At 63.8% G+C, this 25,946-nt stretch carries 25 protein-coding genes and 1 tRNA gene; 10 read left to right on the top strand and 16 right to left on the bottom strand.

Annotated elements, in window-relative coordinates; all coding sequences use genetic code 11:
- Nucleotides 1-304 precede the first annotated feature (304 nt).
- On the bottom strand, nucleotides 305-1,702 hold the full coding sequence (locus ACZ1JX_RS02260; protein ID WP_465125191.1) for a DEAD/DEAH box helicase: 1,398 nt from the start codon (nucleotides 1,700-1,702) through the stop codon (nucleotides 305-307).
- Here ACZ1JX_RS02260 and ACZ1JX_RS02255 point away from each other — a divergent pair.
- Nucleotides 1,701-1,838 (top strand): hypothetical protein, encoded by a 138-nt coding sequence (locus ACZ1JX_RS02255; RefSeq protein ID WP_465125190.1) that lies wholly within the window; start codon nucleotides 1,701-1,703, stop codon nucleotides 1,836-1,838. The genes ACZ1JX_RS02260 and ACZ1JX_RS02255 overlap by 2 nt on opposite strands.
- Before the next feature lie 8 nt (nucleotides 1,839-1,846).
- Here ACZ1JX_RS02255 and ACZ1JX_RS02250 read toward each other — a convergent pair whose 3' ends face one another.
- Nucleotides 1,847-2,419, bottom strand: a complete 573-nt coding sequence (locus ACZ1JX_RS02250; protein ID WP_465125189.1) for a hypothetical protein — start codon at nucleotides 2,417-2,419, stop codon at nucleotides 1,847-1,849.
- 164 nt (nucleotides 2,420-2,583) lie between these two features.
- On the opposite strand from ACZ1JX_RS02250, the gene ACZ1JX_RS02245 reads away from it, so the two are divergent.
- Together ACZ1JX_RS02245 and ACZ1JX_RS02240 are read left to right on the top strand one after the other, a co-directional pair.
- The gene (locus ACZ1JX_RS02245; protein WP_465125188.1) at nucleotides 2,584-4,002 is read left to right on the top strand and encodes an FAD-binding oxidoreductase; all 1,419 of its coding nucleotides are present in this window, start codon (nucleotides 2,584-2,586) and stop codon (nucleotides 4,000-4,002) included.
- A 109-nt stretch (nucleotides 4,003-4,111) separates the two neighbouring features.
- Nucleotides 4,112-4,891, top strand: a complete 780-nt coding sequence (locus tag ACZ1JX_RS02240) for a SapC family protein (protein ID WP_465125187.1) — start codon at nucleotides 4,112-4,114, stop codon at nucleotides 4,889-4,891.
- A gap of 289 nt (nucleotides 4,892-5,180) precedes the next feature.
- On the opposite strand, the gene ACZ1JX_RS02235 is transcribed toward ACZ1JX_RS02240, so the two are convergent.
- Entirely contained in the window at nucleotides 5,181-6,143 is a 963-nt protein-coding gene (locus ACZ1JX_RS02235) for an N-formylglutamate amidohydrolase (protein ID WP_465125186.1), read from the bottom strand.
- Between the two features lie 202 nt (nucleotides 6,144-6,345).
- Between ACZ1JX_RS02235 and cpdR the strand changes: the two genes are divergently transcribed.
- The 3 genes from cpdR (at nucleotide 6,346) to ACZ1JX_RS02220 (ending at nucleotide 7,904) form a co-directional block, all read left to right on the top strand.
- On the top strand, nucleotides 6,346-6,723 hold the full coding sequence (gene cpdR, locus ACZ1JX_RS02230) for a cell cycle two-component system response regulator CpdR (RefSeq protein ID WP_465126337.1): 378 nt from the start codon (nucleotides 6,346-6,348) through the stop codon (nucleotides 6,721-6,723).
- A gap of 117 nt (nucleotides 6,724-6,840) precedes the next feature.
- Nucleotides 6,841-6,915 (top strand) — tRNA-Val (locus ACZ1JX_RS02225).
- Between the two features lie 677 nt (nucleotides 6,916-7,592).
- On the top strand, nucleotides 7,593-7,904 hold the full coding sequence (locus tag ACZ1JX_RS02220; RefSeq protein WP_465125185.1) for a hypothetical protein: 312 nt from the start codon (nucleotides 7,593-7,595) through the stop codon (nucleotides 7,902-7,904).
- A gap of 239 nt (nucleotides 7,905-8,143) precedes the next feature.
- Here ACZ1JX_RS02220 and ACZ1JX_RS02215 read toward each other — a convergent pair whose 3' ends face one another.
- Nucleotides 8,144-8,908, bottom strand: a complete 765-nt coding sequence (locus ACZ1JX_RS02215; RefSeq protein WP_465125184.1) for a crotonase/enoyl-CoA hydratase family protein — start codon at nucleotides 8,906-8,908, stop codon at nucleotides 8,144-8,146.
- A gap of 197 nt (nucleotides 8,909-9,105) precedes the next feature.
- Between ACZ1JX_RS02215 and ACZ1JX_RS02210 the strand changes: the two genes are divergently transcribed.
- Nucleotides 9,106-10,329, top strand: coding sequence for an NADP-dependent isocitrate dehydrogenase (locus ACZ1JX_RS02210; protein ID WP_465125183.1), 1,224 nt, complete (start codon nucleotides 9,106-9,108; stop codon nucleotides 10,327-10,329).
- Between the two features lie 112 nt (nucleotides 10,330-10,441).
- Nucleotides 10,442-12,229, top strand: coding sequence for a cation:proton antiporter domain-containing protein (locus tag ACZ1JX_RS02205; protein ID WP_465125182.1), 1,788 nt, complete (start codon nucleotides 10,442-10,444; stop codon nucleotides 12,227-12,229).
- Nucleotides 12,230-12,297: 68 nt separating this feature from the next.
- On the opposite strand, the gene ACZ1JX_RS02200 is transcribed toward ACZ1JX_RS02205, so the two are convergent.
- From ACZ1JX_RS02200 to recA, 5 genes are all read right to left on the bottom strand, one after another.
- A complete protein-coding gene (locus ACZ1JX_RS02200; RefSeq protein ID WP_465125181.1) occupies nucleotides 12,298-12,771 on the bottom strand; it encodes a DUF1775 domain-containing protein in 474 nt (157 codons plus the stop codon).
- Nucleotides 12,768-15,413 (bottom strand): alanine--tRNA ligase, encoded by a 2,646-nt coding sequence (alaS, locus tag ACZ1JX_RS02195; protein ID WP_465125180.1) that lies wholly within the window; start codon nucleotides 15,411-15,413, stop codon nucleotides 12,768-12,770. The genes ACZ1JX_RS02200 and alaS overlap by 4 nt, the downstream gene beginning before the upstream one ends.
- Nucleotides 15,414-15,465: 52 nt before the next feature.
- Entirely contained in the window at nucleotides 15,466-16,281 is an 816-nt protein-coding gene (locus tag ACZ1JX_RS02190; protein WP_465125179.1) for a class I SAM-dependent methyltransferase, read from the bottom strand.
- 4 nt (nucleotides 16,282-16,285) lie between these two features.
- Complete coding sequence (locus ACZ1JX_RS02185; RefSeq protein ID WP_465125178.1) at nucleotides 16,286-16,912, bottom strand: glutathione S-transferase family protein; 627 nt, start codon at nucleotides 16,910-16,912, stop codon at nucleotides 16,286-16,288.
- Nucleotides 16,913-17,062: 150 nt separating this feature from the next.
- Nucleotides 17,063-18,133, bottom strand: coding sequence for a recombinase RecA (gene recA / locus ACZ1JX_RS02180; RefSeq protein ID WP_144901993.1), 1,071 nt, complete (start codon nucleotides 18,131-18,133; stop codon nucleotides 17,063-17,065).
- Between the two features lie 301 nt (nucleotides 18,134-18,434).
- Between recA and ACZ1JX_RS02175 the strand changes: the two genes are divergently transcribed.
- Both ACZ1JX_RS02175 and ACZ1JX_RS02170 read left to right on the top strand, forming a co-directional pair.
- Complete coding sequence (locus ACZ1JX_RS02175; RefSeq protein WP_465125177.1) at nucleotides 18,435-19,313, top strand: helix-turn-helix domain-containing protein; 879 nt, start codon at nucleotides 18,435-18,437, stop codon at nucleotides 19,311-19,313.
- 10 nt (nucleotides 19,314-19,323) lie between these two features.
- Nucleotides 19,324-19,707 carry a hypothetical protein gene (locus ACZ1JX_RS02170; RefSeq protein ID WP_465125176.1) on the top strand — a complete coding sequence of 128 codons (384 nt, stop codon included), beginning with the start codon at nucleotides 19,324-19,326 and terminating at the stop codon, nucleotides 19,705-19,707.
- A 68-nt stretch (nucleotides 19,708-19,775) separates the two neighbouring features.
- Here ACZ1JX_RS02170 and gdhA read toward each other — a convergent pair whose 3' ends face one another.
- From gdhA to rpsE, 7 genes are all read right to left on the bottom strand, one after another.
- The gene (gene gdhA / locus ACZ1JX_RS02165; protein WP_465125175.1) at nucleotides 19,776-21,131 is read right to left on the bottom strand and encodes an NADP-specific glutamate dehydrogenase; all 1,356 of its coding nucleotides are present in this window, start codon (nucleotides 21,129-21,131) and stop codon (nucleotides 19,776-19,778) included.
- A gap of 183 nt (nucleotides 21,132-21,314) precedes the next feature.
- Nucleotides 21,315-22,121 (bottom strand): SRPBCC family protein, encoded by an 807-nt coding sequence (locus ACZ1JX_RS02160; RefSeq protein WP_465125174.1) that lies wholly within the window; start codon nucleotides 22,119-22,121, stop codon nucleotides 21,315-21,317.
- 45 nt (nucleotides 22,122-22,166) lie between these two features.
- A complete protein-coding gene (locus tag ACZ1JX_RS02155; RefSeq protein WP_465125173.1) occupies nucleotides 22,167-22,817 on the bottom strand; it encodes an adenylate kinase in 651 nt (216 codons plus the stop codon).
- A 30-nt stretch (nucleotides 22,818-22,847) separates the two neighbouring features.
- Nucleotides 22,848-24,215: a preprotein translocase subunit SecY gene (gene secY / locus ACZ1JX_RS02150; protein ID WP_465125172.1), complete on the bottom strand. Its 1,368-nt coding sequence runs from the start codon at nucleotides 24,213-24,215 to the stop codon at nucleotides 22,848-22,850.
- Between the two features lie 150 nt (nucleotides 24,216-24,365).
- Nucleotides 24,366-24,881 (bottom strand): 50S ribosomal protein L15, encoded by a 516-nt coding sequence (rplO, locus tag ACZ1JX_RS02145; RefSeq protein WP_465125171.1) that lies wholly within the window; start codon nucleotides 24,879-24,881, stop codon nucleotides 24,366-24,368.
- Between the two features lie 171 nt (nucleotides 24,882-25,052).
- Nucleotides 25,053-25,229: a 50S ribosomal protein L30 gene (rpmD, locus tag ACZ1JX_RS02140; protein WP_144902007.1), complete on the bottom strand. Its 177-nt coding sequence runs from the start codon at nucleotides 25,227-25,229 to the stop codon at nucleotides 25,053-25,055.
- A gap of 6 nt (nucleotides 25,230-25,235) precedes the next feature.
- Nucleotides 25,236-25,946 carry a 30S ribosomal protein S5 gene (gene rpsE, locus ACZ1JX_RS02135; RefSeq protein WP_465125170.1) on the bottom strand — a complete coding sequence of 237 codons (711 nt, stop codon included), beginning with the start codon at nucleotides 25,944-25,946 and terminating at the stop codon, nucleotides 25,236-25,238.

Genomic DNA, 25,946 nt, shown 5'->3' with positions numbered 1-25,946 from the left:
AGGAGCCTCCGGAAAACCCGGGACGCTTCACTTCCTTCCGTCACCCCGTGCTTGGCACGGCGTTGGGCTGTTCTTCCGGCGCAGCGCCAGAACAGAAAAGCCAAGGCCCGGATCAAGTCCGGGCCGACGATGGAATGGGATGTTATCCTGCGCCGAGTGCCGTCGCTCTCTCCCCTTCAGGGGAGAGATACGCAGGCTTGGCGGCTTGCCGCCTAGCCGAAGCCCAAGAGGGGCTTGGACGGTGAGGCTGGGCGCAAGGCCCCCTCTCCCAACCCTCTCCCCTGAAGGGGAGAGGGCTAGAGCGTCAGAGCGCCGAAACCGCCAGAAATTCCGGAATCGGGCCGTTCCATTCGCCAGGCTTTGACGGCGGCTCGGACTGCTCGCGGTAGCGCTGCGGTTCGCTGCGCGGGGCACGTTCGGCGCGCGATTCTGGCACGGCTTCGGCGCGCGGCGCGCGTTCGGCGCGGGGCTTGCGTTCCTCGCGCGCGGGACGTTCGCGGCGGCTTTCGCGCTTGGGTTCTTCCTCGCGGCGCTCTTCAGCGCGCTCGGGCTTGGCTTCGCGCGGCTTGCGTTCGGGCTTTTCGGCAACCTCGATCTTGAATTCGGGAATCTTGGTGCCCTGCAGCTTCTCGACGTTCTCGATCGATTCGAGATCCTCGTCGGAAACCAGCGTGAACGCGCGACCGGTGGCCCCGCCACGACCAGTGCGGCCGATGCGGTGAACGTAATCGTCCGGGTGCCAGGGCGTGTCGAAGTTGAAGACGTGGCTCACGCCCTTCACGTCAAGCCCGCGCGCAGCAACGTCGGAGGCGCACAGGATCGTGATGTCGCCGTCCTTGAACTTCTGCAGTTCGGCGTTGCGCGAGTTCTGGTCCATGTCGCCATGGATCTCGCCCGCGGCAAAGCCGTGGCTCTGCAAGGACTTGGCGAGTTCGCGCACGGTCGTCTTGCGGTTGGCGAAGACGATGGCGGTGGTCACGTTGTCGGTCTTCAGCAGGTGGCGCAGCACTTCGCGCTTCTGCCGCGTGGTGCAGCGGACCTTGTGCTGGACGATGCTGGTGTTCGTGCTGGCGGGACGCGCCACTTCGATCATCTTGGGGTTCGACAGGAACTTATCGGCCAGCTTCTTGATCGGCGGCGGCATCGTGGCCGAGAACAGCAGCGTCTGGCGCTGGGCCGGAAGCTTGGTGCAGATGTTCTCGATATCGGGGATGAAGCCCATGTCGAGCATGCGGTCAGCCTCGTCGATCACCAGCAGGTCGCAGCCCGTAAGCAGGATCTTGCCGCGCTCGAACAGGTCCATCAACCGGCCGGGCGTGGCGATCAGGACGTCGACGCCGTCCTGCAGCGCCTTGACCTGATCGCCCATCTGCACGCCACCGATCAGCAGCGCCATCTTGAGGTCGTGGTTCTTGCCGTACTTCTCGAAATTCTCGGCGACCTGTGCGGCGAGTTCGCGCGTGGGTTCGAGAATCAGCGAGCGCGGCATCAGCGCGCGGCGGCGGCCATGGGCCAGAATGTCGATCATCGGCAGCACGAACCCGGCGGTCTTGCCGGTGCCCGTCTGGGCGATGCCGATGATATCCTTCATCATGAGGACGGCGGGAATTGCCTGCGCCTGGATCGGAGTGGGCTCATCATAGCCAGCGTCGAGCACCGACTGGAGCAATTCATCCGAGAGGCCGAGATCGGCAAACTTCATGCAGGCAATTTTCCGAGAATTAGAGACGGCGAAAACAGTGTCGCGCCCGCTGGACAGCTTGCATCGCAAGACGCCGCCAGCACTGAATGCGCGCTATGACGATATGGCCCGAAAAGTCAAGAAATCCGCGATGTGACGCAGGCTTCAGTCATCATCCGGAACGAGCTCGCGCATCCTGGTGATCGCGCAGTTCGCTCCGGCGCGCGAATGGATCGTGTCACGGCCCGCGCAGAGCTGGCCGTCCTCGTTCCGTTCGACGTAAAAGCCCGAATAGAAGTCCCGCGCATGACACGCCTTGTCGAGGCTCGCGCCGATCAGCTTGCGGCTGCGGGTAATCAGCAGCAGGCGGTCCTGCGATTCGATCTGCACGCCCGCAATGCTGGTGATCGGCAGGCACTTGTCGGTCTTGCGCTCGTAGAACCGGGGCGGCTGCGGTGCGGACGGCAGCGGGGCGTACATCTGCGCAGGCATCCGGGGCGCAATGCGAATGATCATGCGCTGCTCGACACGCACCTGATCCCAGCCTTGGTCGGCAAGGCCCTGCACGACGAACGAGGCAAACGGGCTCTGGGTGAAATCCTCATTGAAAAGTGGAGAGCCTGCCGGAACCTTCGCAGCCGCCCATTGCTCGTCGATCCCCGGCGTTGCCACAGGACTTGCCGTCGGCAACGACAGCACCATGCCCATTGAGGCCAAGAGATTGAAGATACTGGGCATTATTGCAAAAGAACTCTCTTGGACCCCTCTCTGGAGCAGACGGCCCTGATCCGCCCTGCACCATCGCTCCCTACCCCTTAGCCCAAGGGGTTGAACCTGTGCTTAACCCGCCAGCAATCAAAAATGAATTGCCCTCTCGCCGGGGTGGCAATAGCCGATGCGCCATGAGCGATACGTTTCTTGCAGAAGCGGCCCGCCTGCTCGGGCCCAAAGGCTTGACCACCGACCCCGCCGACATGGCCGCGTGGCTGACGGACTGGCGCGGGCGCTATACCGGAAAGGCGCTGGCCCTCGCCTCGCCCGCCGACACCGAGGAGGTGGCGGCCCTTGTGCGGCTATGCGCGAAGCATGGCGTGCCGATCGTGCCGCAGGGCGGAAACAGCGGCATGTCGGGCGGCGCCACCCCGTTCGAGCACGGCGGCGAGGTCATCCTGTCGCTGCGCCGGATGAACCGCATCCGCAGCCTCGATTCGGCCGGACGCACGGCCACATGCGAGGCAGGCGTGATCCTGCAGGTGCTGCACGAAGCGGCGGAAAAGGCCGACTTGCGCTTTCCCCTGACGCTCGGCGGCAAGGGTTCGGCCACGATCGGCGGGCTGATTTCCACCAATGCGGGCGGAACGCAGGTCCTGCGCCATGGTTCGATGCGGGCGCTGGTCCTCGGGCTGGAAGCGGTCATGGCGGACGGCTCGGTGCTCGATCTGCTCACCCCGCTCAAGAAGGACAATCGCGGCTTTGACCTCAAGCAGGTGCTGATCGGTTCGGAAGGCACACTGGGCATCGTCACGGCGGCAACACTCAAGCTCGTGCCCCAGATCGCCGGACGCACGGTCATGTGGGCCGGCACCACATCGCTGCACGATTCGCGCAGCCTGCTGCTTCTGGCCGAGGACCTTGCACCGGGGCTGGTCGAAGGCTTCGAAGTCCTCCCCCAGCACAGCCTCGAAGCCGTGCTGGATTATCTGCCCGATGCGCGCGCGCCCCTGGCAGAGCCGCACGCCTGGCACGCCCTGATCGAACTTGTCGCAGGAGACGAGGGGACGGCGGCCCGCCTGTCCGAAATCGCCGAGCACCTGCTCGCCACTGCGTTCGAGCGCGGACTGATCAACGACGCCACGATCGCCGCCAGCGAGGACCAGGCCGAGAGGCTCTGGCTGATCCGCGAGACCATCTCGCCCGCCGAGCGCGCGATCGGCCCGGCCATGCAACACGACATCTCGGTCCCGGTCGAGAAGATGCCGGCCTTCGTCGAGGCTGCGGTCCCGCGCCTCGAAGCAGACTGGCCGGGTACGCGCGCAGTCTGCTTCGGCCATCTCGGCGACGGCAACGTGCACTTCCACGTCATCGCACCACCGGGCCGCGAGCGAGCAGCGTGGGAAGCGGGCGACGGCAAGGCGATCAGCGCGCAAGTGCACGACATGGTCACCGCATGGGGCGGCTCGATCTCGGCCGAGCACGGCATCGGCAGGCTCAAGCGCGACGATCTTGCCCGCCTCGCTGACCCGGCGATGCTGGCGGCAATGCGTGCAATCAAGCAGGCGCTGGACCCCAAAGGCCTGCTCAACCCGGGAAAGCTTGTCTGACGCGGCTTGCGCGGCCTTTTGTCAGTCCCTAAGAACCGCGGTTCCCGCAAGCCGCGGCCATAGCCAGTTCATGCCGCGCGTTCAGTGTTGATTCTTGGAGAGATGCCAAATGGCCAGCGCGCCGCAAGCGAACCTGCCGATGTTCTACAACGACCTCATGCCGCTCAACAGCCGCGACCACGCCACGTGGAAGGCCAAGAACGCGGATGCGGCTCCCTGGCTCGTCGGTCAGCATGCCATCCCATTGACGGCTGAGGAATTTCCGCAGGCTGCACGGCATTATCCGATCATCTTCGCCTCGGGCGACAATCCCGTGCCGCTGGCGCTGATGGGTTTGAACGAAGGCGTAAACGTCTTCGTCGACGACGAAGGCAAGGTGACGCAGCCGATCTACATCCCGGCCTATGTCCGCCGCTATCCCTTCCTCCTCGCCAAGCTCAACCCGAACAGCGAAGAGCTGTCGCTGTGCTTCGACCCCTCGGCAAACCTGCTGGGTGATTCGGTCGAGGGCCAGGAACTGTTCACCGATGGCAAGCCTTCGGAAGCCACGCAGGCCGCACTCGGCTTCTGCGAGCAGTTCGAACAGGCAGGCCAGCGCACGCAGGCCTTCATCGACGAGCTGAAGAAGCACGACCTGCTCATGGAAGGCGAAGTCGCCATCCAGCAGCAGGGCAATGACCAGCCGTTCGTCTATCGTGGCTTCCAGATGGTCAACCAGGACAAGCTGCGCGAAACCCGTGGCGACGTGCTGCGTGGCTGGGCGCAGAGCGGGCTTCTGCCGCTGCTCTATGCGCACCTGTTCTCGCTGGAACTGATCAGCCAGATCTTTGGCGCACAGGTTCAGCTCGGCAAGGGGCCGACCCCGGCGATCGCCATCCCGGCCGAGTAAATCAGAAATAAAAAGACACGAAGCCCCGACGCAAGGGCAACAGGTCAATACAAAAACGCGACGAGCCACACGGTTCGTCGCGTTTTTTCTTGGAGTGTTGCAAAAATCCCTCGAAACCCCTTGCAGGCTCCAAGGCCCTCCCCTATTTAGAGCATGTTGCGTTGCGGCTCCCCTCATGGCCCAGCGTAACTGGTGCACTCACGTGCACCTCCTCCCTGAACCTTGGCCACCTGGAGCATCGCTCCAGGTGGTTTTTTCTTGGGGTGTTCAGGAAGGGGCGGAAGGTTGGCTATTCTGCGGCAGCGCGCCAGCGGCCGCGATCAGACGTCCGGCCGAGGTCCGCAACGTCCACCGCCAGCCGCCGGACCAGCCCGATCAGCAGTTCGACCGTGGCCTCGAAACCCGGCCCAGGCTCTGCCATGCGCGGATCGAGATAGCACGTCCGGTCGATCTCGAGCTGCATGCAGTGCAACCCTTCGATCCTGCGGGCATGACGTTCGAGGACATAGCCACCGGCATATGGGCGGTTGTGCGAAACGCGCCGTGCCGATTCGGTGAAGTATCCGAAAGCCGCGCTGACAATCCCGCCGTCGCAGGACGCGCCGAACCGGTCGCCCACCACGAACTCGGGTGCGCGCTCGCCGGGCGAGCGTGCGGCCAGCGGCGGCATCGAATGAAGATCGATCAGCAGTGCGGCGCCCCACCGGTCGCGAATGGTCTCAAGGGTCGTGGCCAGAGCTGCGTGATAGGGCTGGTGGATCGCCGCGATCCGCTCGTTGAGCTCGGAATGATCCAGCCGACGCTTCCACAATTCGCCCAGCCCCGGCAAGCGACGGGGCACGAGCCCGAGGCCGCTGCGCGCGCGCCTGCCGAAACCGCTCGGCGCGGCGGATGCATCGGCGGGCGGCCCGCCCAGCATTTCCCAGTCAACATCGTCGCTGGCCCGGTTGAGATCAAGCATGGCCCGCGGGGCATGGGCCACCAGCAGCGCCGCACCAGTCTCGCGTGAAACCGCCTCGCCGAGCAGGTCGGCATAACGATCCTCGAGCCGTGGTGCGGCAAACGCCGGGTGGCGCATGCGGTCGAGCAGCGACTTGGCATAGGCTCGTCCGGCATGGGGCACGGCGATCACTACCGGGATCGGCGATGGATCGACAGTTTTGAGGCTGAACGCGGGCACGCCGGCATGGCCGGGTACCGATCCTCCCTGGACCAGTGCCGAATCGCCGTCATGCTTTCCGGATTGCTGCATGGGCGAACCGTGCAACCGATTCGCAACGAAGTCAAAACAACGTCCGATAGGTGTCAGTGCTATCCAGCTCAGGGAAATGAAAAGCGGCATGAACGAAGTGGCGATGTCGGAAGAATGTTAACCTGGCTGGGCTTATGACGGATCAGGTCGCCTCCGTGCGTCCCCCGCCCGAACCGAAGCCCGAAACAGATACAGGTTGGCCATGATCCGGATCCTGCTCGCCGAAGACGAAGAGGCGATGCGCACTTACCTCACCCGCGCGCTCGAAAATGCAGGGTACTCCGTGGCTGCAGTCGATCGCGGCACCGCAGCCATCCCGCTGCTGGAAAGCGAGCATTTCGATCTTCTCCTCTCGGACATCGTCATGCCCGAAATGGACGGGATCGAACTGGCCCAGCGCTGCAGCGAGATCAGCCCCGGAACGAAGGTCATGTTCATCACCGGATTCGCCGCCGTTACGCTCAAGGCGAATCGCGAGGCTCCCCAGGCGCGCGTGCTGTCGAAGCCGTTCCACCTCAAGGATCTCGTGCTCGAAGTGGAGCGCGTGTTCGAAGATGCGCCGTTTGCCGGGAGCCGCTGACCACGCGTGGGCAGCCACGCAAAATTCCCCCTTGCCTTGCCTCGAACCCAAGGCTAATGGCGCGCTTCCCGACGACAAGAGCGGCTCGCCGCAAGGTTCGGGACAAGCAGATGGTGCGGGCGTATAGCTCAGTGGTAGAGCACTATGTTGACATCGTAGGGGTCGCAAGTTCAATCCTTGCTACGCCCACCATCGCAAAACAAACCCCGCCATTGGCGGGGTTTTTTGTTGCACGACAGGCTGAAAGCAAGACGTACTCGCCATCCGCTGGCGCTGTTGGCGAGCACGCCAGCAGACAGCCAAGCTATCCCTTCCGGCTCAATCTGTTCCACAGGTCTGTCACATGGACCTGCGGCGCAAGCGATCTGCCTTCGCTCTCTGCAACCAGAACGGCGGCAGGCCGCCGACCGTCGCAGAAATTGGCTGGGACATGATAGGCTTCAGCCCGGCCTCGGGCACATTCCACCCGCTACAACGGCGCTAACCACAGCACCATTTTGGCTGCTTCCATAACCTTTGATGCCCGGCTACCGCCTTTCGGTAAAGCACGTGACGGGGAGCCTTTGTGCCAAAGCCAGGCGGAGAATGGCATTTGATTCGTGGAAGTCTCAGAACGCCTGAGAAAATATGTCCGCGTTGCAAACTGAGTTCATCATATCAATTGGTAATGAAGCGTGTGAGGCGGGTGCTTGGCATGACGACGGAGCATGGCTTCAGATGCCCACATTGCCTCTACGTAAAGCCTGTTGCCAGCCCGATCGCTTTTGCGATCAAGAAAGTCTATCTAGCTGATTAAAATGGCGCAAATATATACCGTAATCGGCTTTGGCCCCGACACGAGATGTGTTCGATGCGGGCTGACATCTGCCATGCCAGCGACCTATGCATACCGCAAACGGCAGCTGTTCGAAACGGAGCTCTCCCACAAGCCCGAAAGCATCACGATCGCTTGCAAGCAGTGCGGTTTCGAGGAAGAAGTCTTCTCAAAGGCTGAGCTCGTTTCTGGTGACACCGACCGCATTCGGGCGTTTTTCGAGCCGCGAAAGGACCGAACGAGGTCATTCTATCGGTCCAGATATCTCGAAGAGACCGCTTCAGCACGCGCTTACCTGGCGCTCCTGAACAAGCTCGGCCTTCACGATCTGGTCCTGTACGTAACCGACACAGTGATCGTGCGTTGAATATCGCCTGGTGACGGGAAGCGTGGCCCCACGCCACGCATATGCTCAGGCTGCCCCCCCCCCCCGCAAAAGATCGGGCGAGTTTTCAGAAACACCGAATTGCTCGGCTTTCCTGCCCGCACGAGTCTCCATGCACGGCGAGATCCGGCTCTTGGCCGGACAAGCTGCACGGGCCAGGCCTGCCCGGAAGGCGGGAGCAACAGGCAGCGCCCCCGCCCCTTCCGTCCCCAAGGTCCTGCTTACTTGCCCTGCCAGTTCGGCTTGCGCTTTTCGGCAAACGCCGCCGCACCCTCGCGGGCATCGCTCGAGGAAAACACAGGCGCGATGTAGGCCTGCTGCTTCTGCCACATCTCGGCCTCGGTCCATTCGTGCGAATCACGGATGATGCCCTTGGACGCGATCAGCGCGAGCGGGCCGTTCTCGGCAACCTTTGCTGCCAGCGCCTTGGCCGCATCGAGTGACGGGCCCTCGACGATCTGGTTGATGAAGCCCAGTTCATAAGCGCGCTGCGCCGAGATGAAGTCACCTGTCAGCGCCAGTTCCATCGCGATGCGCGGCGGAATCTGGCGCGGCAGCTTGATCAGGCCGCCAGCCGCTGCTGCAAGCCCGCGCTTGGCTTCGGGAATGCCGAACTTCGACGACGCGCTGGCCACGATCAGGTCGCACGACAGCGCCAGTTCCATGCCGCCCGCCAGAGCATAGCCGTCCACCGCTGCGATGATCGGCTTCTTCGGCGTCCATTCCGAAAGCCCACCGAAGCCGCGCCCCGGGATCGAAGGCGATTCACCGCGCAGGAAGCCCTTGAGATCCATGCCGGAACAGAAAGTCCCGCCCGCACCGGTGAGAATGGCGCAGCGCAGGTCGGCCTCGGCATCCAGCCGGTCCATCGCCGCCGAGATACCTTCGGCAGCGGCCTTGTTCATCGCGTTCTTTGCGTCGGGCCGGTTGATGGTGACGATCAGCACGTTGCCATCGACTTCGGTAAGGACTTCAGCCTCGCTCATAGTATCTCTCCGAACAGATCTCGTCCCGGACTTAACCGGTCACTTAAACATCTGCATTGCCGACCCGCCGATGTCCAGTGGAAAGCCCCAAAAATTGCGCGAATCTCCTGATCGGCGGGTAGCCCTCCTTGCACCATTGCAAGCCTCTGCTAAGGGGAAGCGCAATTTCTCTCCCCAGCTTGAAAGACAGGACGGACATGGCGAAGATCAAGGTGAAGAACCCGGTCGTCGAACTCGACGGCGATGAAATGACCCGCATCATCTGGGAATGGATCCGCGAGCGTCTGATCCTCCCCTATCTCGACATCGACCTCAAGTACTACGACCTCTCGGTCCAGAAGCGCGACGAGACGGACGACCAGATCACCATCGATTCCGCCAACGCGATCAAGCAGTACGGCGTCGGCGTGAAGTGCGCCACGATCACCCCTGACGAACAGCGCGTCGAGGAATTCAACCTCAAGTCGATGTGGAAGTCGCCCAACGGCACGATCCGCAACATCCTGGGCGGCGTGGTCTTCCGCGAACCCATCGTGATCCAGAACGTGCCGCGCCTGGTTCCAGGGTGGACCGACCCCATCGTCGTCGGCCGTCACGCCTTCGGTGACCAGTACCGCGCCACCGATTTCGTCGTCCCCGGCCCCGGCAAGCTCCGCCTCGTCTGGGAAGGCGACAACGGCGAGACGATCGACCGCGAAGTCTTCAACTATCCTTCGGGCGGCGTCGCCATGGCGATGTACAACCTCGACGATTCGATCCGCGATTTCGCCCGCGCCTCGTTCAACTATGGCCTTGGCCTGGGTTGGCCGGTGTACCTGTCGACCAAGAACACCATCCTCAAGGCCTATGACGGCCGCTTCAAGGACCTGTTCCAGGAAGTGTTCGACACCGAAGGCTTCAAGGAAAAGTTCGCTGCCGCCGGCATCAGCTACGAACACCGCCTGATCGACGACATGGTCGCCTCGGCGCTCAAGTGGTCGGGCAAGTTCGTCTGGGCCTGCAAGAACTATGACGGTGACGTCCAGTCCGACACCGTGGCACAGGGCTTCGGCTCGCTCGGCCTGATGACCTCGGTCCTGATGACGCCCGACGGCAAGACCGTCGAAGCCGAAGCTGCGCACGGCACGGTGACCCGTCACTACCGCCAGCACCAGCAGGGCAAGCAGACCTCGACCAACCCGATCGCCTCGATCTTCGCCTGGACCCGCGGCCTGATGTATCGCGGCAAGTTCGACGAGACGCCGGAAGTCGTGAAGTTCGCCGAAACGCTCGAGCGCATCTGCATCGAGACCGTCGAGAGCGGCAAGATGACCAAGGACCTCGCGCTGCTCATCGGCCCCGATCAGGCTTGGATGACCACCGAGAAGTTCTTCGAAGCCATCGTCGAGAACCTCGAAACGGAAATGAAGAACTGGGCCTAAGCGCCCGATCTTCAACCGATAACGCAAGGGCTCCGGTTCACGCCGGGGCCCTTTGCTTTTGAGGGGCCTTATCGGGGGTGACACCCCGCGCCCCCTCCCCTAACCTGCGGGCATGGCAGGCAATCTCGAACCGACTACAGCCCTTTCCGACGTCCTTGTTGTCCTCGGTGCCGCCGGCATCGTCATCCCGGCCTTCGCCCGCCTGCGCATCACCCCGATCATCGGGTTCATTCTGGTCGGCCTTGCCGTCGGTCCCTTCGGCCTCGGCTCGCTCGTCGGCCAGTACCCCTGGCTCTATCACGTCACGATAACCGATCAGGCGGCGATCACGCCGTTCGCCGAATTCGGGATCATCCTCCTGCTGTTCGAGATCGGCCTCGAACTCTCGTTCAACCGCCTGTGGGACATGCGGCGCCTTGTCTTCGGCCTCGGCGCCATGGAACTGGCGGTATCGGCCACGCTGCTCGCTCTGGTCCTGATGGCGACCGGCCTGCAGATCAGCGGCGCCTTCGGCCTCGGCCTTGCCCTCGCCCTGTCCTCCACCGCGCTGGTCTTGCCGATCTCTGGCACGCAGGGGCCGGTCGGCCGCGCCGCGCTGTCGATGCTGCTGTTCGAGGATATCGCGCTCGTCCCGATCATCTTCATGCTCGGCGCGCTCGCCCCGCTTGCCGCGCAGGGCCATGGCCCCGGCATCGGCGAGACGCTGCTCTACGGAGCGCTGGTCGTTGCCGCCCTGCTGGTGTTCGGCCGCCTGCTCCTGCCCCGACTCTTCGCGCAGGCCGCACAGACCAAGAGCCCCGAACTGTTCCTCGCCGCGACCATGCTGGTAGTCATCGCCTCGGCCCTGTCCACCTCGCTCGTCGGCCTCTCGCCGATCATGGGCGCGCTGCTCGCCGGCCTGCTGATCGCCGAGACCGAGTATCACACCGAAGTCGAAGCCATTACCAAGCCGTTCAAGGGCCTCGCGCTGGGCGTCTTCCTGATCACCATCGGCATGGGCATCGACCTGCGCGTGGTCTGGGCACAGATCGGACCGCTGACGCTCGCGGTGGTCGGCGTTGTCGTGCTCAAGGCCCTGGTCACCGGCTTTGGCCTGCGCCTGATGGGCAAGGGCCGCGCCACCGCGCTCGAAACCGGCATCCTCATGGCCAGCCCGTCAGAGACCACCCTGATCGTGCTGACCGCCGCCGCCGAAGCCGCATTGATCGACCGCGAGACGGCGCAGTTCTGGCAGATCGTCACCGCCATCGGTCTCACCATCACTCCCATGCTGGCCAAGCTGGGCGAGACATGGGCCGGGCGCCTAAGTCGCGAAAGTGCCGATGCCGGACAGTCGGTCCCGGTCGAATTGCCCGAAGGCGAGCGCGTCGTGGTCATGGGCTTCGGCCGCGTCGGCCGCCTGATCTCCGACATGCTGACCGTGCACGGCGCAAGCTGGCTCGGCATCGACAGCGATCCTGCCATCGTCAAGGCCGCGCGCAAGGACGGGCTGCCGGTGCTGTTCGGCAATGTCGACAGCGAAGCCGCGATCTCCCGCCTCGGCCTCGACGGTGCCCGCGCGATGATCCTGACGATGGACGAACCGGTCCTGATCCTGCGCATGGTCAAGCGGTTGCGCTCGGCCCATCCCGACCTGCCGATCATCGTCCGCGCCCGCGACGCAAGCCACGCCGCCGAACTCTACAAGGCAGGCGCCAGCCATGCCGTGCCCGAAACCCTCGAAAGCTCGCTGCAGCTCTCCGAAGCGGTGCTGGTCGACCTCGGCTTCCCGATGGGCCCGGTCATCGCCTCGATCCACGAAAAGCGCGACGAATTCCGCCAGAAGATCAAGGAAGAAGGCGAACTGAACTCGCTGCCCAAGCTCAAGTCGGCGTCATTGCGCGAACGGGTGGGCGGCTGAAGCCTAGAAAACTCCGTAAATTCCGATGCCGGAACGATTCTCAGAACGCTGGTGCAAGACTTGCGCTCTCAGTGATGGGCCGAATGGTCCGTCGATACCGCTGCCGTAACCGAAACCCGCGGAGCAGGCGTCTTGCTACCCGGCGCACCCGACCATTCGACTACGGTGCCATCAGCATAGCTTTGCCGGGCATTCCAGACGAGTTCGACCGGTTGGTCGGGATTCCGGGCCATCACGGCAAATTCCACATACTCCTCAGGCATGAGCGTGCCCGTCCAGTGCGCACCGACAATGGCACCGTCAGCCCCGCGCTCAACGTCGAGCGCCCACCCCGGCACCTGCCTGAACGACATGACTGTCACGCCACCCGGAATGGCCAGATCAAGGCGGGTCGAGGCAACCTTGCGCTCGTTCGGCATTCGCACGGTATAGACCGTGCGCTCGCTCGCGTGCGTCTCTGTCGGGGACAGTGTGACGTGGGCCAGTGCCGGGGTCGACAGCACGGCGCAGGTCAGCACCGCGATGCCATATAGCCGGATCATGCGGCCAGCACAGCCTTCGCCGCCGCTATCGCGTCTGCAGCCTTGGCCCCATCCGGCCCGCCGCCCTGTGCCATGTCCGGACGGCCACCGCCGCCCTTGCCGCCGAGCGCTTCGACGCCAGCGCGGACGATGTCCACCGCGCTGACCTTGCCGACCAGATCCTCGGTCACCGCAGCCGCGATGGAAGCCTTGCCCTCGTTCACCGCGACGATCACCGCTACGCCCGAACCAAGCCGCTGCTTGGCCTGATCGAGCAGCCCGCGCAGTTCCTTGGGGTCTAGGCCATCAAGCACTTGCCCTGAGAACTTCACGCCACCCACGTCCTCGTCGGCATTCTCGGCCTTGGCCGAACCACCGCCGAGCGCCAGCGCCTTCTTCGCCTCGGCGAGTTCGCGTTCGAGCTTCTTGCGCTCGTCCATCAGCGCGGTGACGCGGGCTTCCACGTCTTCCGGCGTCGTGCGCAGGATCGAGGCGGTGTTCTTCAGCGCATCCTCGCGCGCCACGAACCACTGCCGCGCACCCTCGCCGGTCAGCGCCTCGATGCGGCGCACGCCCGATGACACCGCGCTTTCGCTGACGATGCGGAACACGCCGATGTCGCCCAGCGCACGCACGTGGGTGCCGCCGCACAGTTCGACCGAATAATGCTTGTCCGCCACACGGCCCATGCTCAGCACGCGCACTTCGTCGCCGTACTTCTCGCCGAACAGCGCCATGGCGCCTGCTTCGATGGCCTCATCGGGGCTCATCAGGCGCGTGGTCACCGGCTCGTTGGCGCGGATTTCGGCGTTCACTTCGGCTTCGATCGCGGCAATGTCCTCAGGCGTGAGCGCCGTCGGCTGCGAGAAGTCGAAGCGCAGGCGATCGGCAGCGACCATCGAACCCTTCTGCGTCACATGGCCGCCAAGCCGGTGGCGCAGCGCCGCATGGAGCAAATGCGTTGCCGAATGGTTGGCACGGATCGCATCGCGGCGCTCGACATCGATGTCGAGCTTGACCACATCGCCGACCTTCACGGCACCCGACGCGACCGTCGCATTATGCGCATGCAGGCGACCCAGCGGCTTGGCCGTATCGCTCACCTGCAGCACCAGTCCATCCGCGCCAGTGATCGTCCCGGCATCGCCGGTCTGGCCGCCGCTCTCGCCATAGAACGGCGTCTGGTTGACGATGACGGTGACGCTGTCACCCGCCGTGGCGCTGTCGACTTCCTTGCCATCGCGGACCAGCGCGACGACCTGCGCCTCGCCGGTGGTGGCGGTGTAGCCGGTGAACTCGGTCGCGCCGACACGTTCGGCGATGTCGAACCACACTTCGCTGTCCGCCGCCTGACCCGATCCCTTCCACGCCGCCCGCGCTGCCGCCTTCTGCTGCGCCATCGCCGCGTCGAAGCCTTCACGGTCCACAGCAATGCCGCGTGCGCGCAGGGCGTCTTCGGTCAGGTCATAGGGGAAGCCGAAGGTGTCATAGAGCTTGAAGGCGGTGTCGCCGGGCAGCTTGTCGCCCTCGCCCAGCGTCGCGGTCGCTTCGTCGAGCAGCTTGATGCCGTTTGACAGCGTGCGGCGGAACTGCACTTCCTCGCGCAGCAAGGTTTCCTCGATCAGCGGCTGCGCGCGGCCAAGCTCGGGATAGGCAGCGCCCATCTCGGCCACCAGCGCGGGCACCAGGCGATGCATCAGCGGGTCCTTCGCGCCCAGCAGGTGGGCATGCCGCATCGCGCGGCGCATGATCCGGCGCAGGACATAGCCGCGCCCTTCGTTCGAAGGCAACACGCCATCGGCCAGCAGGAAGCTGGTCGAGCGCAAGTGGTCGGCGATCACGCGATGGCTCGCACGCTGCTCGCCCTCGGCCTTGACCGCAGTCAGGCTCTCGGACGCGGCGATAAGCGCCTTGAACGTGTCGGTGTCGTAGTTGTCGTGCTCGCCTTGCAGCACTGCAGCGATGCGCTCAAGGCCCATGCCGGTGTCGATGCTCGGCTTGGGCAGGCTGCCGGTGATCTCGCCCGCCGTCTGCTCAAACTGCATGAACACGAGGTTCCAGATCTCGATGAAGCGGTCGCCGTCCTCCTCAGGCGATCCCGGAGGGCCGCCCCAGATGTGGTCGCCATGGTCGAAGAAGATCTCCGAGCACGGGCCGCACGGGCCATCATCGCCCATCGCCCAGAAGTTGTCCTTCGTGGCGATGCGGATGATGCGGTCTTCCGGGAGCCCCGCGATCTTCTTCCACAGCTCGAACGCCTCGTCGTCGGTGTGATAGACCGTGGCGAGCAGCTTGTCCTTGGGCAGGCCCCATTCGCGCGTCAACAGCGTCCACGCGTGCGTGATCGCCTGCTCCTTGAAGTAATCGCCGAACGAGAAGTTGCCGAGCATCTCGAAGAATGTGTGATGCCGTGCGGTGTAGCCCACGTTGTCGAGATCGTTGTGCTTGCCCCCTGCGCGCACGCACTTCTGCGACGAGGTGGCGCGCGGGGTCGCACGGGTTTCAAGCCCCGTGAACACGTTCTTGAACGGCACCATCCCCGCGTTCGTAAACATCAGCGTCGGGTCGTTGTAGGGCACCAGCGGCGCAGACTGCACCACATCGTGCCCCTGCGAGCCGAAGTATTCGAGGAATGAGCGGCGGATTTCGTTCGTCGAAGTCATGAAAGGCCGATTAGGCGAGCGTTCGGCGCGCTACAAGCACGTTTCATCCATCTCAGTGATCGGATGTGCCCGTTACCAGCCATGCCGCTGCCCGAAACGCGACATGCCCCTCGCGATGATGCGCCTCGACAAGGTCCTGAAGACGTTTGGCGACCTCTTCGCGCTGCTCTTCGGGCAGGGTTCGCAACGCAGCCGCTGCCGGACCGATTCGGCGGAACAGCGCCATCGCCTCGCCCACGGCATCCGCGCCCGTCCCGGCGATGTAGTCGAAATCGACCGCCGTGAACGCAAGGTCGCGCCACCCCGCCATGCAGCGCCGGACATGCTCGGGCTGGGCGAGGGCAAAGGGTCCGGGCGCGAACGGTTGTGGCGGTGGCGGCTCTGACCTCGGCAGAAGGTCGGCAATCGCCGCAGCCCACTCGTTCTGCGCTGCGGAACGGAAGCATGAGAACACGATGCGGGCACCCGGCGCAGAAACCGCTGCAAGATGGGCAAAGGCTTGTGGCGGATCGGGAAAGAACATCACCCCATGCCGCGACACCAGCAGGTCTGGCCTGTTGCGCGGTTGCCACGCGGTCGCATCGGCCAGTTCGAACGAAAGGTTCGCGGCATAGGCGCGCTCCGAGGCCGCTTCGATCAGGTCCGGCGAAATATCGATTCCCGTCACCCGTGCCTGAGGTCTCGCCGCCGCGACGGCCATGGCCAGCTCGCCCGCACCACAGCCGATATCGACGACGTCACTCCCCTGCTCGGCCGCAATGGCAGAAAGCAATGCGGGGGTAAGCTCGGAAAAGCTGACGTCGGTTCGCCGCCATTCCGCCGCCCAGCTCCGCCCGACGGTGCCCTGCCAGTCCCCTGCATTCGTCATCGCATCACATCCCGAAGTAGGCGCCGCCCTTCTCGCGGGCCCGCTGCCACGCGGGACGGGCATGGACGGCAGCGACGAAGGCCGCGAGCTTGGGAAAATGCGCGCCTGCGCCGTTCATCACCGCGATCTCTGCCGGGAAGCTCAGCATCACGTCCGCCCCGGTCCAGTCGTCACCGATGAAGTGCCCGGAGGGGCGCAGGATCTGTTCCATGTAGCCGAAGTGCGCAGCCAGTTGCTCGTCGATGCGCGGCTTCAACGGTTCCGCAGCATCGCCAAGGCGCGAGGTGTAAAGCTGGAGGAGAACAGGCGTCATCGCCGAGCCTTCGGCGAAGTGCATCAATTCGAGATGGCGCAGCGCATCATCGGACCCGGCAGCAGGCAACCACGCGCCATTGCCATAACGCTCGCACAGCACCTGCACGATCGCGCCTGATTCCTCGATCACCCGGCCATCGATCTCGAGCAGCGGCGACTTGCCGAGGGGATGCACCGCTTTCAGTTCGGGCGGCGCGAGATTGGTGACGGCATCGCGCTGGTAATGGCGGATCTCGTAATCCACGCCCAGTTCCTCGAGCAGCCACAGGACGCGCTGCGAACGGCTGTTGTTGAGGTGGTGCACGATGATCGCCATGGTCGGGACTCCTGTTGGATTAACCGCAAGGTTAAACGCCAACCATCAGAACGCAAACAAAAAGCCCGCCCATTCCTGCCGGGGAATGCGCGGGCTCTTTGGTGTGGCAGGCGGGTGCGGATGGAGGCTGCAGGCCCGCCGCCTTGAAGATCAGACGTCGTCGTCCGCGTCCGGACCGACCATCAGACCTTCGGCAACCTTGTCGGTGCGGCCACGGATCGCAGCTTCCAACCGGTCGCAAAGTTCACGGTTCTCGCGCAGGAAGTTCTTGGCGTTCTCACGCCCCTGCCCGATGCGAATGGAGTCATAGCTGAACCAGGCGCCGGACTTCTCGACGAGCCCGGCCTTGACGCCAAGATCGAGAATCTCGCCGATCTTGGAAATGCCCTCGCCATACATGATGTCGAATTCGACCTGCTTGAACGGCGGGGCGACCTTGTTCTTGACCACCTTCACGCGCGTGGCGTTGCCGACGATCTCGTCACGGTCCTTGATCTGCCCGGTGCGGCGGATGTCGAGGCGGACCGAAGCGTAGAACTTGAGCGCGTTGCCGCCCGTCGTCGTCTCGGGGTTGCCGTACATCACGCCGATCTTCATGCGCAGCTGGTTGATGAAGATCACCATGCAGCGCGAGCGGCTGATCGAGCCGGTCAGCTTGCGCAGCGACTGGCTCATCAGGCGGGCCTGAAGACCGACATGGCTGTCGCCCATCTCGCCTTCGATTTCGGCACGCGGCACGAGCGCTGCCACCGAGTCAACCACCAGCACGTCGATCGCGTTGGAGCGCACCAGCGTGTCGGTGATTTCCAGCGCCTGCTCGCCCGTATCAGGCTGCGAGACGATCAGGTTGTCGATGTCCACGCCCAGCTTGCGGGCATAGACCGGGTCAAGCGCGTGTTCGGCGTCGATGAAGGCAGCGGTGCCGCCATTCTTCTGCGCCTCGGCAATCACGTGCAGCGCGAGCGTGGTCTTGCCCGAACTTTCCGGCCCGTAAACCTCGATCACGCGGCCGCGCGGCAATCCGCCCACGCCGAGCGCGATATCGAGCCCGAGCGATCCGGTGGAAATCGCTTCCACCTGCATCGCTTCCTTCGAGCCCAGCTTCATTGCCGACCCCTTGCCGAACGCGCGGTCAATCTGCGCAAGGGCCGCGTCGAGCGCCTTCTGACGATCCATGTCCTTGATCTTACCTTCCTCGATGAGCTTGAGCTGAGCCGCCATGGCTTCGTTTCCCTTGCTAGAGTTGGCTGACATGAGCCGTCAACAAGGGTTATGTACTTGTTGTGTTCCATTAGAACAAGAGGGGAACGAAAAAATCGCTCCGTTCTGGAAGCACGTTATCGCAAACACTTATCGCCAGACGCTTTTCCCGGCCGACAAGCAACCCGTCATGTGTGCCTCACACGGCCCGGAGAACCGCCGCATCCGCCATGCCACCGACGCGGCACCCTCATTTCAACGTCGCAAAGGACTCTCCACCCCCCACAGCTGGCGACTCGGCCCACGTCCGGTCCGTTAACCATTGATCGCAATTGCAAGGCTAACGAATATCTATAAGTATATCTCTAGATATATCGAAAGTTATAGCAACATGCGTTTCAATAGCGACCGAAGGCGCAAGACGTCTACGAAGCTGCGCGCGGCGGATTCGGCCTGGAGTTCCGAAGATCAATTCCTGACCGCAAGGCAGAGCCACACTGTAGGGGTGGCCGCAAGGATTCTTCATTTTGGAAACGGCGCTCCGCCGATGGAAGTGGCCTGTGCCGCAGCCTTTTGCGAAACGGCACAAGTCTTTCGCATCACCGACGACTACACGGCTTACACCGATGACGGGCGTCAGGCCTACAGCGTTATCTTCGTTGTGGGAAGCGATCCGGTCCGCATCCGCAAGTTCATGCGCATCTATCGCCCGTTGCTGAAGGGCAAGGCCAAGATTGCCCTGCTGCGTGATGCCAGACCAAGAGTACGTGCGCAGATTCTCAACGTCGGTTTCGATGACGTGTTCGATGTCGGCATGTCCACGCCGGAAGGACAGGCCCGCATCGAGGCCATTCTCGCCCGCATGGGTCAGCGGCAGACCGACGAACTGCTGCGCGAGGTGCGTGAGCTGCACCTTCAGCATTACGTCGTCACGCCCCTTCTCGGCCGCGAAGCAAAGATCCTGTCGTTGCTTGTAGCAGCCAGGGGATCGCCCGTTCGCAACCAGAGGCTCGCCGCAACCGGAAGGTCTGTGCATCGCCCGATCTCGCCGAAGTCCCTCCAGGTCCTCATCTCCGGCCTCAGAGCCAAATTGAAACCCAGCATCAGGATCACGAGCCATGGATCGTCAGGATATGCCTTGCAGGAAGTCTCTCCCGTGGCCGACCTTCTCGCCGCCGCCGCAGGCGGGGCAGATCATTAGCATCGCCAACTTGCGCAGCCGTCTGCTCAAGATGGCCGAAAGCGTCGAGCGCAACGACCAGCACGGCATGGAGTCGGGGGCTGCCGAACTGTGTGATATCGTGCTGGGCGAACAACGCTTCGCGATCACGGCTCCGGGACTTGATCCGCGCAGGATCGCCGATGCGCTCCGCCGCTATGCCGCGGGCGAGCACGAAGCCGCTGCCTTTGCCGCGATTCCGGATTGCCTCGAAATTGCCGCATCGCGCTTCGAATCCTCGAAGACGCATATCGCCAAGGTTGCACTTGCCGGGATTCACAGCGGCTACTCGCAGAATGCCACCACGCTACCGGGCGCCGTGTTCGCCGCGTTCCTGCGCTGCCTCGCGCGGATTGCCACAGAGTTCGAGGACTGAAACGACAACGGGCCCGAAGACTTGCCCCGGGCCCGTGTTCATCTCATCATGCGCAAAGCGCCGGTGCGCTACACCACGCCGAACGCCAGCATCGCATCGGCCACCTTCTTGAAGCCGGCGATATTGGCACCCTTCACGTAATCAATGTACCCGCCGCCCTGGTCGCCATAGGCAAGGCAGGACTTGTGGATGCCGGCCATGATGTCCTTGAGCATCTGCTGCAGCTCTTCTTCCTTCCAGGAACGGCGTTCGGAGTTCTGGCTCATTTCGAGGCCGGAGACGGCAACGCCACCCGCATTCGAGGCCTTGCCCGGCGCATAGAGGATCTTGGCCGCCTTGAACACGTGCACGCCGTCAAGGTCGGTCGGCATGTTCGCGCCCTCGGCCACCGCCTTGCAGCCATTGGCGATCAGCATGCGCGCATCGTCGCCCAGCAGCTCGTTCTGCGTGGCGCACGGCAATGCCACGTCACATGGCACGCCCCACGGCGTCTTGCCTGCCACGAACGTCGCCTTCGGGAAGGCCTCGACATATTCCTCAATGCGGCCGCGGCGATGGGTCTTGTGGGTCTTGACCCAGTCGATCTTCTCCTGGTCGATGCCATCAGGATCGTGGATGTAGCCCCCTGAATCCGAGAGGGTCAGCACCTTGCCGCCCAGCTGGACGATCTTCTCGGCCGCATGGGTCGCCACGTTGCCCGAGCCCGAGATCACCGCCGTCTTGCCGGTCAGGTCCTCGCCCTTGGTGGCGAGCATGTTGGCAAGGAAGTAGACTGCGCCATAGCCAGTCGCCTCGGTGCGGATCAGCGAGCCGCCCCATTCCAGGCCCTTGCCGGTCAGCACGCCGGTGAAGTTGTTGGTGATGCGCTTGTACTGGCCGAACATGAAGCCGATCTCGCGCCCGCCCACGCCGATGTCGCCTGCCGGAACGTCGACGTCGGCACCGATATGGCGATAGAGTTCGGTCATGAACGACTGGCAGAAGCGCATGATCTCGCGCACGCTCTTGCCCTTGGGATTGAAGTTCGATCCGCCCTTGCCGCCGCCCATCGGCAGGCCGGTCAGCGCGTTCTTGAAGGTCTGCTCGAAGGCGAGGAACTTCAGGACCGATTCGGTCACCGATGGGTGGAAACGGATGCCGCCCTTGTAGGGGCCGATCGCGTTGTTGTTCTGCACGCGCCACCCGCGCTGCACGCGGATGTTGCCCTTGTCGTCTTCCCAGCAGACGCGAAAGGACACCACGCGGTCCGGCTCGGCGATGCGGCGCAGGATCTGCTGCGAGTGGTACTCTTCCTTGTCCTGCATGAACTCGAAGATGTCTTCGGCAACCTCCTGCACCGCCTGGACGAACTCCGGCTGATAGGGATTGCGCTTCTTCACGCCTTCCATGAAGGTCGGCAGGTCAACATGATCGGAAACGGCCACGGTACTCTCCCCCTGATCGGAGCCTTTTGGCTCCCGATGCGGCTGCCGGAATGGCGGCCAGGATTCGCTGGGTGCGGCCCGTGTCTGCACGACTTCGGCCAAGCCCCGAGTCGCGCTGTTGTGGCAGAGAGATTAGCGGGTTTTGCGCTACGGGAAAGCGGCGAAGCGCACCTTGAAGCCTGTCTAGCGCCCTGGCGGGAGTCGGTCGTCCTCGACCTTCTTCTTGAACAGGCCATCCAGTGCCGATTTGACCGATTCCGCAGCGGCCGCGTCGTCCCTGTTGGGATCGGGCGTGTAGGTCGGCGCATCCTCGCCGACAGGCTCCTGCTTCATCGCAGGCGGTTCGGACGCAGCATCGGGCACCTTTGGCTCAGGCGTTGCTTCGGGCACTACAGCTGCCGGCGCAGCCTGCATCACCGCCGGACCGATCAGCTTGGAAAGACCCGCAATCTGCTCGGTCAGCACCTTGTCGACCGCGCCGGAGATCGTTTCGGTCTTGTAGCGCATGAAACCGCCGACCACGTACTCCCACAGGATCCGCGTGGTCTTGCCGCCACTCCCGTCGACCGGCTTGAACGTCACTGTCATCGTGCCGTTGACCGCCTCGGACTGCAGCGGACCCAATCCACCGACGAGCCGCAGCGCCCGGTAGGGCTCGGCATAGACCACCCGCATGTGCATCACCGACCCCGGCTTCTGCGTCGCTGGCGCGCCCTTGGGCACCGGCAGCTTCTCGCAGAAGCACCCGTTGGCTGAAGGGTCCATGGCCAGGTTCACGGACTCGCCCGAAAAGGTGTGCTGTGGGTTCCACCACAGCGATGGCGTGGTGAAGGCCTTCCACGCATCGGCGGGGCTCGCGGCGACCTCTGCAGTCACCCGCACGACGAACCCTGCGTCAGTCCGCGTCGTCACTTCGGCGCGAGCGGGAGCAGACGCAACAACGGCGAGGCCGCCAAGCCCCGCCGTCAGGAATTTCAGGACCTTGGCCATCACGCGCCTCCGCCCGCACCGGGACGGGCGGGTCACGCCTGCGTGTTAGCGCTTGCCGAGGATTGCCTCAATGGCTGCCGTGACCTCATCCATGTCCGCCATGCCATCAACCCGGCTGACGATGCCCTGCGCTTCGTAGATCGGCAGGATCGGCGCGGTCTTGGCACGATATTCGGCCATGCGGGTGCGCACGGTTTCCTCGTTGTCGTCGGGACGGCGCTTGAACTCGTGACCGCCGCACTTGTCGCAGGTACCTTCGACAGCAGGCTTCTCGAACGTGTCGTGATAGCCCTTGCCGCAGGTGGCGCAGGTGTAACGCCCGGTGATGCGCTCGACGAGCGCATCCTCGTTCACGTCGAGCTCGATCACGTAGTCAAGCTTCTTGCCGCGGCTCGCCAGGATCGCCTCGAGCGATTCCGCCTGCGGGGCGGTGCGGGGATAGCCATCGAAGATCGCGCCCTGGCCCTCGGCCAGCGCATCGAGTTCATCACCGATCAGGGCCGAGACGATCTCGTCCGAAACGAGCTGACCCGCTTCCATCACGGCCTTGGCCTTGAGGCCGACCGGCGTCTGAGCCTTGACCGCCGCACGGAGCATGTCGCCCGTGGAGAGCTGCTTCATGCAATGGCGTTCGACCAGACGCTGGGCCTGCGTGCCCTTGCCCGCGCCCGGAGGCCCCAACAGGATGATGTTCACGAAATCGCTCCCCTCATGCAGCTGCTGCCCTCAGCGCAGCCGTCCCTTCAGTTTCGCCTTCTTGATCAGGTCGCCATACTGGTGCGCCAGCAAGTGCGACTGGATCTGGGTAATGGTGTCGACCGTGACGTTGACCACGATCAGCAGGCTGGTGCCGCCGAAGAACAGCGTCCCCATGCCTGTCTCCGCCATGATGAATTCCGGCACGACGCAGACCACGGTGATGTATGCCGCACCCAGCACGGTGATGCGAGTTAGCACATAGTCTAAGTAGGTCTGGGTGTTCTTGCCCGGACGGATGCCGGGAATGAACCCGCCATTCTTCTTGAGGTTCTCGGCCGTCTCTTCCGGGTTGAACACCACGGCGGTGTAGAAGAACGAAAAGAAGATGATCCCGAGCGCATAGAACAGCATGTAGAGCGGCTTGCCGTGCCCAAGGTACTGGTTCAGCGAGACGATCACCTGCCCCATCGTGGTGTCGGGCGAGATCGACTTGCCGGCGAACTGCGTGATGGTCAGCGGCAGCAGCAGCAGCGAGCTGGCGAAGATCGGCGGGATCACGCCTGCGGTGTTGAGCTTCAAGGGCAGGTGGCTGCGGTCGGCATTCATCATGCCGCGCTGCGTCGCGCGCTTGGGATACTGGATCAGCAGCCGCCGCGTCGCACGCTCGAAGAAGCAGATCGCCAGCACGAGGCCGACCAGCATGATCACGATGCCGACAATCAGGAACGGCGAGATCGAGCCGGTGCGGCCGCCTTCGAACAGGTTGCCGAAGAACTTCGGCAGCTGCGCGACGATGCCGGCCATGATGATCAGCGAAACGCCGTTGCCGATCCCGCGCGAGGTGATCTGCTCGCCCAGCCACAGCAGGAACATGGTGCCGCCGATCAACGAGATGACCGCTCCGACACGGAAGAGGAGGCCCGGATTTACCACCGCCTGCAGACCGCTCGACGCGCCGTATGCTTCAAGCCCGGAGGCGAGCACCCAGCCCTGGATCGCGGTGAGCAGCACTGCGCCATAGCGCGTGTACTGGTTGAGCTTCTTGCGCCCGCTCTCGCCTTCCTTCTTCATCGCGGCAAGCGCGGGGTGAAGCGAGGCGGCGAGCTGCACCACGATCGACGCGGTGATATAGGGCATGACGCCCAGTGCGATGAGGCTCATGCGTTCGAGCGAACCGCCCGAGAACGCGTTGAAGATATCGAGAACGCCGCCGCGGGTCTGGTCGTACAGCGTCTCCATGATCAGCGGATTTACGCCGGGCAGCGGCACGAAGCTGAGGAACCGGAAGACGATGAGCGCGCCCACCGTGAACCAGATGCGCTTCTTGAGCTCGGTTGCCTTGGAGAAGTTGGCCAGATTGAGGTTGCTGGCGATGTTATCGGCGCGTGATGCCATTTCGGGGTTCTAAGCCTTGCTGCGAAATCGGGCCCTGGGCCACGTATCTCGGACGTCTTGAGCTAGCCCATATAGTGCGGGGCGACGAAAGTCGAACCCCTGCAATGCCGAAATCCCCGCCCGACTGGCGGGCGGGGACCGGAAAAGTGCTTACTTGGCCTTGTTGGCCTCGCGGCGAGCCGTCTTCTTCTCGTGCTCGCTGGGCTGCGCTTCGGGAAGCGTGACAGAGCCACCGGCCTTCTCGACAGCGGCAATCGCGCCCTTCGAGGCACCGGTCACCGCAAACGCGACCTTGGTAGTCAGCTCACCCTTGGCGAGGAGGCGCACGCCATCCTTGCCGCCACGGGCCAGACCAGCGGCCTTCAGCGCTGCGTGATCGACAGTGCCCGAGACGTCGAGCTTGCCGGCATCGATCATCTTCTGGATCATGCCGAGGTTCACTTCAGCGAAGTCCTTGGCGAAGATATTGTTGAAGCCGCGCTTCGGGATGCGCATGTGAAGCGGCATCTGGCCGCCTTCGAAGCCGTTCACGCTGACGCCCGAACGTGCCTTGGCACCCTTCTGGCCGCGACCGGCAGTCTTGCCCTTGCCCGAGCCGATACCGCGGCCCACGCGCATGCGGCCCTTGCGGGCGCCATAGTTGTCGTTGAGTTCGTTGAGCTTCATGTTCTGCACTCGCTTTCGCTTTGAGACGCGCTTCGGAAAGGGCGCCGCCTAGACCATCAGGCCCGGCTTGTCACCCCCTCGCAGGACCAGCGGAACCCATGCCCCGTAGCCCCAATGGAAAACCCCGGCACATGGCCGGGGTGTCCCTGTAACCCGCAACGGGAGCAGTGGTCAGTCGACCACGGCCACCATGTGGGGAAGCTTGGCAATGGCGCCACGCACTTCGGCCGTGTCTTCCAGCTCGACAACGCGGTGCATCTTGCCCAGGCCCAGGCCGACCAGAATCTTCTTCTGGGCTTCAGGGCGACGGATCGGCGAACCGATCTGCTTGATCTTGATGGTAGCCATGACCGATTACTCCGCGATGGCTTCGGCAGCGGCTTCGGCTTCGACCTGCGAAGCGCCACCACGGCCGAGGAGATCAGCAACCTTCTTGCCACGACGCTGGGCAACCGACTTCGGCGAAGTCTGGTCGGTCAGCGCGTCGAAGGTGGCGCGGATCATGTTGTAGGGGTTCGAGGTGCCGACCGACTTGGTCACCACGTCGGCAACGCCGAGGCTCTCGAAGACAGCGCGCATCGGACCGCCGGCGATGATGCCGGTACCGGCTGGAGCCGAACGGACGTTGACCTTGCCGGCACCGAAACGGCCCTTGCCGTCGTGGTGCAGGGTGCGGCCTTCCTTCAGCGGCACGCGGACCATGGCGCGCTTTGCAGCGGCAGTGGCCTTGGTGATCGCTTCAGGCACTTCGCGAGCCTTGCCCTTGCCGAAGCCTGCACGGCCCTTGCCGTCGCCGACCACGACGAGTGCTGCAAAGCCGAAGCGCTTGCCGCCCTTGACGGTCTTGGAGACGCGGTTGATGTGGACGAGCTTTTCGATCAGCTCCTCGCCACCTTCCTCGTCGTTGTTGCCACGACCGCGACGGTCGTCGCGACGGCCACGGCCGCCACGTTCGCCACCACGATCATTTCCGCCACGGCCGCGGCCACGACCGCGACCTTCGCGCTGCTCACCGCCGGTCGATTCGACCGGGGCGGCGACTTCCAGGTTGGTTTCGTCAGCCAT

Source organism: Novosphingobium sp. BL-A-41-Hi4A-0G (genome assembly GCF_055521735.1).
This window is presented reverse-complemented; position numbering and strand designations above follow the sequence as displayed.